The 13162-nt window shown below is 48.6% G+C and carries 11 protein-coding genes; 4 read left to right on the forward strand and 7 right to left on the reverse strand.

Going from position 1 to position 13162, the window contains the following annotated elements:
* Positions 1–21: 21 nt before the first annotated feature.
* The 3 genes from WBG78_RS17095 to WBG78_RS17105 form a co-directional block, all read right to left on the reverse strand.
* On the reverse strand, positions 22–2628 hold the full coding sequence (locus WBG78_RS17095; protein WP_337327676.1) for a GH116 family glycosyl-hydrolase: 2607 nt from the start codon (positions 2626–2628) through the stop codon (positions 22–24).
* Positions 2629–2752: 124 nt separating this feature from the next.
* On the reverse strand, positions 2753–3226 hold the full coding sequence (locus WBG78_RS17100; RefSeq protein ID WP_337327677.1) for a hypothetical protein: 474 nt from the start codon (positions 3224–3226) through the stop codon (positions 2753–2755).
* A gap of 122 nt (positions 3227–3348) precedes the next feature.
* A complete protein-coding gene (locus tag WBG78_RS17105) occupies positions 3349–4119 on the reverse strand; it encodes a hypothetical protein (protein WP_337327678.1) in 771 nt (256 codons plus the stop codon).
* Between the two features lie 33 nt (positions 4120–4152).
* Between WBG78_RS17105 and WBG78_RS17110 the strand changes: the two genes are divergently transcribed.
* From WBG78_RS17110 to WBG78_RS17120, 3 genes are all read left to right on the forward strand, one after another.
* Positions 4153–5385: a PQQ-dependent sugar dehydrogenase gene (locus WBG78_RS17110; protein WP_337327679.1), complete on the forward strand. Its 1233-nt coding sequence runs from the start codon at positions 4153–4155 to the stop codon at positions 5383–5385.
* A 59-nt stretch (positions 5386–5444) separates the two neighbouring features.
* Positions 5445–6140, forward strand: coding sequence for a DUF6134 family protein (locus WBG78_RS17115; protein WP_337327680.1), 696 nt, complete (start codon positions 5445–5447; stop codon positions 6138–6140).
* Positions 6141–6269: 129 nt separating this feature from the next.
* The gene (locus WBG78_RS17120) at positions 6270–7190 is read left to right on the forward strand and encodes a DUF6268 family outer membrane beta-barrel protein (RefSeq protein ID WP_337327681.1); all 921 of its coding nucleotides are present in this window, start codon (positions 6270–6272) and stop codon (positions 7188–7190) included.
* Between the two features lie 1115 nt (positions 7191–8305).
* Here WBG78_RS17120 and WBG78_RS17125 read toward each other — a convergent pair.
* Entirely contained in the window at positions 8306–8878 is a 573-nt protein-coding gene (locus tag WBG78_RS17125; protein ID WP_337327682.1) for a hypothetical protein, read from the reverse strand.
* Positions 8879–9288: 410 nt separating this feature from the next.
* Here WBG78_RS17125 and WBG78_RS17130 point away from each other — a divergent pair, with 410 nt between their 5' ends.
* Entirely contained in the window at positions 9289–9474 is a 186-nt protein-coding gene (locus WBG78_RS17130) for a hypothetical protein (RefSeq protein WP_337327683.1), read from the forward strand.
* A 243-nt stretch (positions 9475–9717) separates the two neighbouring features.
* Here WBG78_RS17130 and WBG78_RS17135 read toward each other — a convergent pair whose 3' ends face one another.
* The 3 genes from WBG78_RS17135 to WBG78_RS17145 are packed head-to-tail and all read right to left on the reverse strand — an operon-like array spanning position 9718 to position 13136.
* On the reverse strand, positions 9718–10572 hold the full coding sequence (locus WBG78_RS17135; protein ID WP_337327684.1) for an ATP-binding cassette domain-containing protein: 855 nt from the start codon (positions 10570–10572) through the stop codon (positions 9718–9720).
* Positions 10569–11357, reverse strand: a complete 789-nt coding sequence (locus WBG78_RS17140) for an ABC transporter permease (protein WP_337327685.1) — start codon at positions 11355–11357, stop codon at positions 10569–10571. The genes WBG78_RS17135 and WBG78_RS17140 overlap by 4 nt, the downstream gene beginning before the upstream one ends.
* A 12-nt stretch (positions 11358–11369) precedes the next feature.
* Positions 11370–13136, reverse strand: a complete 1767-nt coding sequence (locus WBG78_RS17145) for an OmpA family protein (protein WP_337327686.1) — start codon at positions 13134–13136, stop codon at positions 11370–11372.
* Positions 13137–13162: the final 26 nt, after the last annotated feature.

Below are 13162 nucleotides of genomic sequence, written 5' to 3' on the forward strand. Positions count from 1 at the left end.
ATCGAAACTTGCTCGTCATTATCACTGCTTTTTAACTGACAACTTCTGGGAATTTCCTTCTGCTATTGTTTGTGGCTTCTTGAGTTTCAAAACACCAGTACCGCGCAAATTTAAGCTTCCAAGCTTGAGCGATCCTGAACTTACTGTTAAGGTGACTTCTGTAACGGCACCGGAAGCCGCTGCCACATGCACATTTCCCCACGCATACCCATTCGACCAAAAGTAATCTCCCGGCCGCGATGTAATACTAAACGCACCGGTATGCGCATCGTAATCAAACTCGCTCCAGGCCACTATGGACGCCCAGCTTGCCATCGCCCTTGCATAATGATTACCACATTCTTCTTCGTTGAAAGGACTTCGTTTCAATCCATCATATCGCTTTCTTACGTCTGTGATCGTCTTCAATGCCTCATCGTGCATTCCTTCAAAGATCATCCCTGCAGCAGCCGTATATTCCAATCCGCTCCATGCCTCAGCGAAATAGGAGAGTGGCACCTCCGGCCGCTTTGATGGATCAGGATATGCAGTGACTGACAATCCAGGCTCACCACCTAATGCAAATGAGCGCATGTTGTTAAAGTGCTCGCCAAACGACGGAACATAATTGTACTTTACAATGCTCTGTAAGGCAGTCTTCACATGTTCCGGTTTTGCGAGATATCCAAGTCCGCAGAGGTGTGCCATATATTGACCCACAAGCTGATCGATGAGACATCCTTCGCCGATTTGAAAATCCGGATGTTCGGTCGTCTTGGAGCCCATGTCGGATTTCAATCCACGGGCGATTTTGCCCGCGTCAGCGATGGGTTGTATCTGGTGGATGTAAAATTCTCCGTTGAAGAGATGTGTATCCATATAGGCGCTGCCTGATTTGAACAATTTGTCACAGGTGTTTTGGAACTCCTTGTCTTTCATATAGGCGGCCATCGTTGATGCAGCTTTCAACGCACCGAGATACCAGAAGCCTACCTCGGGATTCGGACCATAATATTCTATGTCCATGGTGTTGTGCTGACAACCTTCCATAACGCCGTCCTTATCGGCGTCCCATCCACCCGGGATCCACGCGAAGGCAAGCGCCTTCTTGACCTTCGGATAAAGCGCCCTCAGGAAATTGTCATCACCGCTGTGTTTCCATTCACGATAAACTTTCATCACCGTTCCCATCTGTCCATCCGCGGCAGCCAGCTTCCAGTTCTTGTCTACATCGTAGGGCAGCGACACGCGGAAGCTCATGAGCCCGGTGTTCTCTTCCAATCCATAGTTGTACTCCACTTGTCGCATCGTAGTGGCCAGGGCACCAAAAAGAAATGGCGTAGCCTGTTCATAGTTCCACACATGCGTGCAGCTGCCATAACACGAACCGATCTGACTAAAGATTCCTTCCCACCCGAAGAAGTTTCCGTCTTTCAACCTGAATGCCGTTTGCGTTCGCAACGTGCTTACGTTGAAAAGCGCCGCTTCCTTTATAGCGTCAGGATAAGAACTATTCACAAAATTGTTTACAAACTCCGCAGTCTTCTTCTCAAGAGCGGGTAGCCTTGGCGTTAGCTGCTCGGCAACATCCCAGGCGTCGCGATAAGTATTGGCGTAGTAATTGCCAAGGATCTGATCGCCTTTGGCAAACCAGTCTTTGCGGTTAGGAAAGTGCCAGGTGAGCAGGAACTCAATAGTCTTCGTCTCGTTCGGCGCAAGCTGCGTCTTCACCGACAACCCACCGCGCGGTGAATCAGATCTCGTGTCAAACGTGACATCACGGAACATTCCATCATCAGAGAAGTCGTCCCACATGTCGGTGATGTTGGCATTCCATCCCTTGGGACTCAACTCGCGACGAAACGTAATAGTGTTCGAATCATCGACGCGTGTTGTTAAAGCAATCGTACCCCAGCTGTCGAGGGTATTGTCAACGCTATCCGATGTCATGTACAATCCGGCAAGCGAGGCGGATTTTTTGAACTCATTTCGGTTCTTCCGCGCGCCGTTATAATACGTTGCCTTGTTGAAATCGGAAACTTCATATCGCGACGCATCCATTCCAATAAAGTTGTTGAGCGTTCCGGCCACAGCAATGGTAAGCGGATTGGATGTTGTGTTGTGTACTTCGTATCGGATGATGGCCACGGGTATGCCGCTCGCATCGGCGTCGCCGGGAATCAGCGGATTGAATGCCCTCAGTTTAACCGATACCGGCATCTCATTGTCTTCGAGATTTACGGTCATGAAAGGATAGGCCGCATCGACCGTTGTTGAAGCAAACCTTGGAAGTCCATGATTCGGCGCAGTACTTCCCTCGCTGCCTGCATAATCGCTGATAGCAACCGGGCCCAGCAGCGCTTTCGACTTCCTGGTTCCTCGCCCGTCGTCGGTGAACAGAAGGAAACAGGGAGCTTCTTTCGATGTTGATGCCCCATAAAAACCTTTGCCGGGTTTATTCTGCACCTCTACGTCCCGCCACTGACCATTACCTCCAAGTGAGATGGTGCCAGTGCCTATGCCGCCGATGGGCATCGCTATCCTGGCAACATGTTCCTTATCGTAATGTTTCAGTACAGGCCATGCAGGCTGTTGTGCGTGAACCGTAAACGATAGGATGGCAGCGACAATCCAAATGAAATGTTTCATAAGCATCCGGTTGGTGGGGAGGCGGCGAGCTTACCCTTAGGCCATGTGGCAACGGCACGCGTCGTACGCTAATTGAATGTACTCGTTTGCCTGCGGATTCTCAACCGGTCCAGGAATGGTATGCCTAGTTTTTCAGCCGCACATAGCGCTCAATATTGAGGCGCTCTATGCCGATATCTTCGAGCTTCTCCACGCCCTTCTGAATGAGCGTATCGTTGCTTACCGTAACGGTGAATTGGAAGTCGCGACCTTCCCATTCACGTGCGCTGCAGTACTCGAGTGATTCTGTATACTGATCACCAGTCAACGTGTACTTCCCACCGCCTGCACTAAACGAAGCTGTGGAATCCTTGCCGTGACTCAGGTCGTGATTCAGAAAAGCAAAGTGCGTACCGTTCAGTACTTTGATCATACTGATGCTCTTCGTGTAGTCTGTTACACTCGTATCACCCTTTTCAATTAGTGTTCCTGAGATAAGCTGCCATGTTCCTTCAATAGGATTTGCTGGCGTAGTCTGAGCAGGCGACTGATCGCGTGAACAAGACGATAGCAACAGAGTGGCTGATGCCAGGATTACTGATGCCAGGTTGAAATTCATTGAAATGGAGTTTGTCAAGGGGTTACGCATGCTGGATTTTTGACCAAAGATATTCCCTGAGCTGAAACCATCAAATGTTGTTGATTATTGCTTTGCGTTTATTATCGACTTTGAATTCTAACCTATTTCTTGTTGACGATCAGAAGAACGTCCCACTGCAGGGCAAACGCGATGATGGTTGCTATCAAAAACACTATGACCACAAGTTGGTGAAGCCATGGTTGTCGCAGTTTAAACACGACGAGAATAGCAGCCACTGTGGCCACGATCATTTGAGCGATCTGCTGGCTTAGTGATGATCCACCGATAAACAGGTTCTGAACAATTGACAAAACAGACAATGACAAAACAAAGGCGAATAGCTTTCCGGAATTTTCGAAGTAGAATATTTTTAGATCGGTCGCATTTCTGCTCCATCTTAAAGGGAATAGAAGCCGTGCGAGAATGAATAGATTCACTGGATACAGGATGATGAACAAAAAGACCGGCAACCTCCAGTATTCATATGTCCGGAGTTCGTAGGTGATCCACCACTCCTGAATATGGAAAACAAATACGAGCAGGACCCACAACGTATGTGGCCAGTACAAGGCGACGTTGTTCCATCGCTGCACAATGCCGGCGATACCAGAAAGTATTTGCGTGATCCCCATCCCGAGAACGATGGAGATTAAGATGACAATGTATTCGAACGGGGAGATCATGAAGAGGTAAGGAGTAAACAAATATACTTTGATTTTGGCAACTGACGATCGCCTGCTACTCAATACATTCCCTATGTCGTCTGCAGGTTGCTTTTTGTCAATAGTGCGATGCACTTCAGTGGAAGAAGCGAGATGAATGTCTATTGACCACATAAACTTTCCATGGCGGATGCTGCAGTTTGCCGTCATGTATCTATATTTCGCAAACTGTTTAATTCGAACATGAAAAAGAGCATTTACTTGTTTATAGCCGGCGCCCTTGTGGTGGCGTCGTGCGCAAAGAGAACCGAGGAGTCGGCAGCACCACTGGATAGTGCAACCGTTGCCAGCGCGCCTGTAGAAACAAAGGCGGGTAACACCGACTACAAGCCGGCATTCGAAGGGCAGACGCGCATCGCGTCCGTCACCACAACTACTCCTTACGAAGGAACAATGCTCGACAGCTCACTCGTAAGACCGTGGGGCATCGCAGCACTTCCGGATGGAAGGTTTATCGTTACTGAAAAAGGAGGTACGATGCGCATCGTTGCTGCCACTGGTAAACCAGGCGAGCCTATCGCTGGGGTACCTAAAGTTAACAGCGAAGGACAAGGTGGTTTGTTGGGGATAACCCTTGACCCTGCCTTTGACCAAAACAGAATGGTGTACTGGGCATTCTCTGAACCGCTTCCTGCAGGGAATCTTACTGCCGTTGCTAAAGGTAAATTATCTGCTGATGAGAAAAAGCTTGAAGGGGTGACTGTTATCTACCGGGCAACACCTGCCTACAAAGGTACCCTTCACTATGGCGGACGTGTGAAATTTGCTAAAGACGGAAACCTTTTTGTTTCAACTGGCGAGCGTTCCGATCTGGAGACGCGCCCACAGGCACAGGACATCAACTCTGGTCTTGGAAAGGTAATTCGTATTACCACAGATGGTAAGCCAGCGGCTGGTAATCCTTTTGAAGGTAAACCAAATGCACGGCCTGAGCTGTGGTCGTATGGACATCGCAACGTACAGGGTATTGCTTTTCATCCGGTTACCGGCGATCTCTGGGAAACGGAGTTCGGTCCCCGCGGTGGTGATGAGTTAAACCGCCCTGAAGCTGGTAAAAACTATGGCTGGCCGACGATCACTTACGGTATTGAATACTCGGGCAAGAAGGTTGGAGATTCTATTCAGCAGAAAGTTGACATGGAGCAACCGGTATATTATTGGGATCCGGTGATCTCACCCAGTGGCATTACATTCTATTCTGGTGATGCAATTCCCGAGTGGAAGAACAACCTGTTCATCTCAAGCCTTAGTGGAATGCATATCTGCCGCATCGTGATAGAGAATAATAAAGTAGTGGGAGAGGAGCGCTTGCTCGCAGGGGAAGAACAACGCTTCCGTGATATCACGCAAGGTGTAGACGGAGCATTGTATGCTGTCACCGATCAGGGTCGTATCTATAAGATCGCCAAAAAATAGTTCGTTTGTAACCTAGGCGCACTTTTACATTGCGAATAAAAAAATGAAGATAGATCTCTTTGAGGGATCTATCTTTTTTTTGCTATGGCATTCAGCAAGGTGTTATCTTCGCCTTTGCAACCACAGTTATGCCCATGCCGTCTGAGCCACATCTTAAGCGCTTCATCCTTCGGGCTTTATGTGTAGCCATCACGTTGTCTTTTGCAGCTGCAGCCAGCGCTCAGCACAAACTTTACGACATCACAGTGGCAGGCATCAGCATCGGAAACCTCGACATCAAGCGTTACGATAAAGCCGATCTTACTTATTACGAGATGTCAACCAAAATCAGCTTTTGGTTGTTCTTTCGGGTCGAAGCAGATTATGCGATGACCGCGGTTTACAAAGGAGATCAGATGATCTCATCCAAATCGCAAACACATACAAACAAGGGTGACTTCAAAAGTTCTACGGTTTGGAATGGACACCAATACGAAATTCATATCGACGCCTATAAGTATAAGAAGGACACGTTGATCAGCGAGCCGATACGTTTCAACGTCGGGCGAATGTATTTCGACAAGCCTGCACCCGGTCAGAAGATCTACGCTGACAACTTCGGACTCCTTACGCCGGCCGAAAAAAGCGATGATCAGATTGTGGTGCGCATTCTGGGAAACGCGAACAGATATTATTACGAGGGCAGCAGTATGTACGAGGCCTCGATGTACCACCCGGTGAAGAATTATCGGGTCAAATTGCTTCCCGGCAAGTAATAATTTACGGTGGCCCGTCGTTTGCTCTGTCAGACGCAGGAAAGTAGCTACAGAATCTCTCCAGAATCCTTTGTACCTTTGTAATCGAAAAGCGGCACGCCACCTTTCGGACGCCGCGCAAATACCCACGTGAAGACCCCAATCTGTTTCCTTCTGTTTCAGGTAGTTTGTGCCGGACTGTTTGCGCAACAGTTCAAGCCGGGCCTCCCTGGTATGGCTCCGACAAAATGGATCAGCTACCGGAACATGCATGCTCCGGGGCGCATTTATCAGACTGCCCAGGGGAACACAAGCAGATATACACTTGAGGAAAACTACATCAAGGCATACGTTCCCATTGCGATTAAGCGACACTTTGCAATCGCGGCTGCACCGTACTATCGCTCGGAGCATTTTGAAGTAAAAAGCCTGGGCTCTATGGCTGGTGAGCAGCTTTCAACCTGGAATCTGCGTTCGGTTGGAGTTGACTTTAAAGCGCTCATTTGTCTCGATTCTGCGGGCTGGATCATTAATACGGCGAATATCAGCAAGAGTGCCAACGTATCAGGTACAAGCCTGGCCGACGTGCCTCTTACTTATACGGTTTCATCCATCTTTATGAAGAGGCGTTCACCCAATACCGAGATGGGATTCGGTGTCATGGTGAACAGGTCCAACAACTTTCTGGTCTTACCCGTGATTGTATATAATCACAACTTTGCAAACAAGACCGGAGTTGAGATCATGTTGCCACACAAGATCGCCTGGCGCTACAACCCTTCTGCAAATGACATTCTTTACCTGAAAGCAGAAGCAAACACGCGGTCTTATTTCCTTCCTCAACTCACCACCGATAATCACGATGTATTTCGTCGTATTGATGTAGACATGGGTGTCGCCTACAATCGGTCATTAACTTCTTTTATGGGAGCTGAACTGTTTGCAGGATATCGGCGAAACCTGAGTACACGCCTGCCTGGAACGGTCGTGGCTGTGCAAAGCTCGGGATGCTTCATCACATTCGATCTTTATCTGAAGGTGCCCGCGAGTCTGCGCAGAAAAGCTGAATAAAATTTGGCAGTCCCTCACTTTTCAGGCGATCGCTGGGTGTCCGGTTGGATTGCCACGAGTAAGGTAAAAAGTAACGCTGGCCTCGGCCTGTTTGTCATGTGAAGCTATCACTGGTTAGCGATGCCGTTGTAAGTAATCTTCTCCGCACCAGAGAGGCACCAGAGAGGCACCAGCCATCCGTCTTCTCCACAGGTTCTCCGCTCTTTTAACGCTCTCCCTTCGTACACTTACCGCATGATGATCGCATTCGCTACGCTCTTCGACCGGAGTTCCCCATTCTGCTATCGAGCTTTACCCATCTCTTTCCGCACTTCTCACATTATCGGCCAATACCTTACCAGTCTTTCCCAGCCTCTTACCACACTTTTCCCAGAGTCACACCGGCCTTTTCCACACCCCGCCCAGACTATTCCCACACTTTCCCAGACTCGTCTGAATCGTTCAAGCAACAGGGTCTAATTATAATGTTTGAGCAGCTCTGATCCGCGCCATTCATGTGCGCCGGAACGTCTCTTACGCAGACGCTATTTCAGCGCAACCTCGAGAGTTAGCATAGCCACTATTGTACCCTCCTGGCTCTGGCGTCGTAAAAGTAGCCACAACATAAGGTGTATCGATCGCCTCCCGATATGTACAGAGAGTCGCCCCGAAAAATGACCTCTTTTGGTGAATACGAAGTACTCTCTGGTTCAGACGTAACAACTACCGCGTTGTCTTTTGTCAACTGAATCAGGGGAAAAACGACATCAAGATTAGCGGCAACGTACATCTTACCCTCCGAACAATTATCTAGACTGACAACCGCGGAAAACGGGCGGTCCTTTGCCGTCGGATCACCCGGAGCACTAATATTAGTACGCTCGGTAACTATGCCCTCATATGTGCCAACAAAACCTTGGAATTTCGACAGATCACATGGCTCGTCACTATCATGATCACAGCAAACGAATAGCACCAAAAGCAAAAGAAGAGGGCGTTTTGAACACAACATGTTGTAGGGCAAAGATAGCTACATAAGGTACGCAATGTTCTCCTAACAAAGCAAATCAATGCCCTTTAGTTGATCTCCGGGGGCTACCCCTCCGGTTCACTATGGAATCGCAATGTGATGCCTGCTAAAGCATGGTGAACACCTGTGTTGTTGTGTTTCCAGGATAATCTTTCGCGACAGCAGTAACAACAGTTCCTTTCACAGCGAGTCTTCTGATGTTAGTAGTGTATCTCCAGAGACCTTTTTTGCCTCGTTCTTGTGCCTCGCCGGTTTCAATAACTTCTCCCTCGGCATCGGCAAGCGTAATGGTGACAGACTTGACCTTAAAATCGTCGGTCGCGCGTACCCTGATAAGCTGACCCGCCTCGCCAGTGTAGTCCTTTGTGTCAATCTCCTTAATTTCGGGAGGAGTCAAAAAGTCGGCGATAGCCACATTGTAAGCGCTCATAATAAATTTCGCCTTGTTAATGCCCTTCGCATAGAGCGACTTCATCTCAGGTTTTTGCAACTCCCTCTTGGCGTATTTCGTAGCTTGCTTGAAGCGACCGACTTGTTCCTCCTGTTTCTCTGATAGTTTCTCTCGCTTTTTGCCTTTGTTGGCGATGATGGTTTTTCCGTTGTATTGCTTATAAACAAGGGTATTTCCCAGTGTGCCAGAGGCACCTGCAACCGCTGGATTGTTTTCAATAATTGGCATGACGGATGTTCTTTACGATTACGACAAGTTTTTTAAAATACTGAAGGAGTTCTCAAATGAGAAGGGCTGCGGAATCAGACAAAATGTTTCTACCTTCTTCCATTTGTCTTCCATCTATCCTCCACACTCTTTAAGTAATTTATGAGTTTTTAAGCTGAAAAACGCAATCCAATGAAATAAAAATCATTTTGAAGGCTAAAAAACAGGTTCTGTAAACCTGATGGATCGTCAAAAGCCGGATTTCGTTGTCCTTGAGCCCACTTTTGAAGCGCTTATCGACTATCGCAAGATACGAAATTGGGTTCCGTTTGTCGGAGTTTTGATTGAAAAAATTCAGGCCTCAACTTTGTAAATCTTCCTATGTATACGGCGCTGAATAACGCCGGCTTCGAAACTAAACCAATGCAGTTATGAAGACTACGAAAGAGAATAATCGACCATCGGATAAAAAGAAAAAAGAGCATGCGCGATCTCCTCTGGTAACAGAGACGAATCCTGAGGGCGCGCAGTACGAGGACAAAGGTCCTAATGCGGAACCGCCGAAGGGAAAGCTCGTTGACGGAGACAGCACCCGCGGTGGTGCAGACAGGGAATAGCCGGTCCGCATGCTATGCTTGTGTGCGAATATCCCAGCCGTTGCATGTGTGCAGCAAACGAGAAGTGTGTGGAATCAGTGACACAGAATTGATGAAAATACGTCACGCACGCCCGATCTTATCAAGGTGAAATAATTGTGATTAACAATTATAAATGGGAATGACACTGCTGTGGGGCGGTGTCATTCTTCTTTGTAGCCGGACGTTTTTAATGGCAGAGACTGCCATGTGATGATCAGTAGTCTATATTTTGTGTTTCATCTGACGCACAAGTTTCTGGAAATCAGCATTCTCTCTTATTTCCGGATTCCAGGCAAACCCCATCCTCATCAGATCGAGCGTTTCAGTGATCGTTGCCCCCTCCAGGTCAGGCTGTCGTGCCAGAATAAAGGCTGTGTCGGAAATAGCAAGCGCATTCTCCACGTCGTGGCTGATGATCACCAGCGTATTCAATTCATCCAGAGTTGAAATCTTCACCAGCAGCGCCATTACCTTGTCGATCATCAGCGCATCAAGTCCCGAGAACGGCTCATCCAGCAGAATAAATTTGTTTCCGGTAAGGATCTGTTGAATGATACTCGTTCTCTGGCGTTGACCACCTGACAACTGCATGGGATACTTTCCCAAATGTTCTGAAAGATCGAAAGCTTCTGCATACTGCATGATCATCTGTTCCCGGTCAGACTCGCTAACCACAACGTCTGAACGACGCATTGCCAGTCGCAGGTTATCCTTAATGGTGCGGTGATTGAACAATAGATAGTTTTGAGATACGACGCCAACTTCTCCTGCTTCTACCAAATGCTGATCAGTACCAATGGCAACGCTGCCGCTATCGGGTGACTGAAGACCAGCGAGTATTCTGAAAAGCTGTGTCTTTCCTATTCCACTCCGTCCTATGAGTGATATTACCTGTCCCTGATTTAGGCCTGGCCTCACAATGTTATGAACTTCAAAATTCACTTCGCGCAGAATAGGCTTGTCGAAAGCAAGACTTACGTTGCGCACAGACATGAGCACTTCTGCCTTAGTATATTGCTGCGTATCACGGCCACCAGCAGCTCGCATTGTAACATTCATTTCCCGATCGTAGGTCATTTTCTTATTTGAAGTTTAGCATAGGGGAACAACCAATACCTCATGTTCTTCAACAGATAGTCAAAGAGAATACCCATAACGAAGATGATTACGAGAATACCGAACACGGTACTGAGATCGATGTACTTGTTCGATTTAATCAGCATGGTTCCGAGTCCGCCTTCCGACATGCTAAGGCCTTCCACCATGGTGATCATCATCCAGGCAATGGCAAAGTTCTGGCGCATCACTTCGAAGACCTGGTCCATTCTCCCGATGATCACAACCTCAAACAGTGTCTGCCAGTTGTTCATGCGCAGCGTACGGCACAGATCATACTCCTGCGAATTAATCGACTCAATGATCGACAGGAGCGAGGTCACAAAGAATGGCACAATACCAAATACGAGAAGGCTCAATTTTAACTGGTGTCCATCCTGAGTGAGCAGTGTGAACAGGAAGATGAGTCCTGTGAGCGTCAGGTATCTGCATTTCACGATGAAGCGGGCGAGAGGCGCGAATGCAGGAAGCAGCGACAGATAGCTGATGAGCAAAGCAAGTATGATCGATATACCCATGCCGCTTAATGTCAGTCCCAGGCTGCTGAACAGATTATCAGCAAACGAAGGCAATGTCACAATGCTGACCACCGCCCGCACAATCTGAAATGGCGTAGGAATCAACCCGCCGCCACCGAAGATCTGCCAGAGGCCCAGCGCGAGGGCGACCTCGGCGATGATAACCATCGTCAAGGTGCGCCCTGTCAACCGGGTCAATGGATTAAATAAACTTTTTAGGATCTCCATTGACGTCATTTACTATTCACCCAATACTATTTGTACACGTCTGTTCGTAGCGCGGCCGGCAGCGGTGCCGTTATCTGCAACCGGTGTTGCCGCGCCGAAACCTTTCGATTCAATGCGCTGCTCGGGAAGTCCCTTACTCAGCAGGTAACTCCTTACGGAATACGCACGGTCCTCCGAGAGTTTCTGGTTCGACTCCTGGCCACCGACGTTGTCAGTATGACCATACACACCCACTTTAAGGCCTTCCGCCACAATAGAACTCTGCAGGATTTCGTCGAGCAGTTTGTATGACTCCGGCTTGATCACCGCGCTACCAGTCTCAAACTGGATCTGATACGACTTCGAAGACACTTCGCTCGTAATTTCGTTCGAGTAAGCAACCTGCAGGGCCTTTCCTTCCATCAGTTCATTGTGATTGGCAATCACCGACATCAGGAACGATTTATCCACCACGGTACTATAGGCGGGATACGTCGCCATATACTCCGGATACATCTTCGAGAGAATGTCGCCGAACGTTGTGTACACGACTTTGTAACGGTCAATCCCATCCTTACCCAGACCGAACATGTTCGCTGCATCCCGAAGGTTGAAGGCCATGGAGCCACCTAGTGATACCGACATGCCCTGCGCATCTTTTTCAGTTACACCGTTGTAGTACTTCAACCAGTACGCACCGTCCTGCTCATTGTATACCCGGGCCGATACCTTTGCCGCAAAGGCCTTTGCTTCGTTGTATGACCTCACCTGGTCACCCGCCTGGCTAAGACCCATGATGAGATTTTCAATATCTGTACGGTGATCATAAGCAAACTTCTTGATCGTAATCGTGATGTTCGGCATCTGTGATGCATACTGTTTCGTGCTGGCGATCGTAACGAGGCCACCTTTCTGGTGAGCAATGTTCACGTCACCGGGAGTCCAGGTTGCAACACCGTCTACACCAACCGTTGTTTCCTCGTTTATCTTCTTGCCATCGCGGACGAGCTTGCGCTTTTCCTTGTAGCCGGTGATGTACTTGTTTCCAGCATCGAGGAAGTCGTTGGCGGCGATAATGTTGATGGCATCTTTGTCGTAGGTGGTTTCGTCGGGATTCACCTTCAGGTTATTATCACCGGCCCACTTCAACAAAATGTTCATATCACCGTCGCGCAATACGCATGATACCGTTTTGCCAATCGCTGCCTTTGGATCTTTTTTCCAATCGACAGGTCCCATCAGCTGGTCTTCACCGTATGACTTTCCCATCGCATAGATGGCAATCGGCTGGTACTCTACACCAAGCGGTTCCAGCTCTTTACTGAGCGAAGCGAAGAATGCAGGCATACCGTCACCCATGAAGGAGGCGAAGACACCCGGCGTCTCCGGATTTTCTTTATACTCCTGAGCGAACTTCACCATGTCTGCGAGCGACTTAAAACAGTCGTCCTGGCGCTCGATGCGCACCTGCAGTTTTGCCTTGTCGAGTATCGAGCCTTTGGTTGTAACAGCCCCACCGTTGGCATACATCAGAGGAAACTGAGAGTTCCACGCCATCACTTTCCAGGTGATGCGCGTACCCCCGTTCACGGACTGATCTTCAGAGGGTAATGGCATGGCCATTGAACTTCCCGTAAGTGAAGCCTCCGGTGCGTCGGGCAACGCTACGCGACCGATGTCCTGCGATTGCTTAGCCTCCTGCGGACGACGGTCCCACCAGTATGTCTTCGCAAAGAATAGTCCTGCGAGCACGGCCAAAATCATTACAATTTTTCCCGAGGTCTTAACTTTTACTGCCATTGTTTTTCGTGTTAGTGTTTGTTAGA

It is taken from the genome of Chryseolinea sp. T2, from assembly GCF_037203685.1.
GTDB lineage: Bacteria > Bacteroidota > Bacteroidia > Cytophagales > Cyclobacteriaceae > Chryseolinea.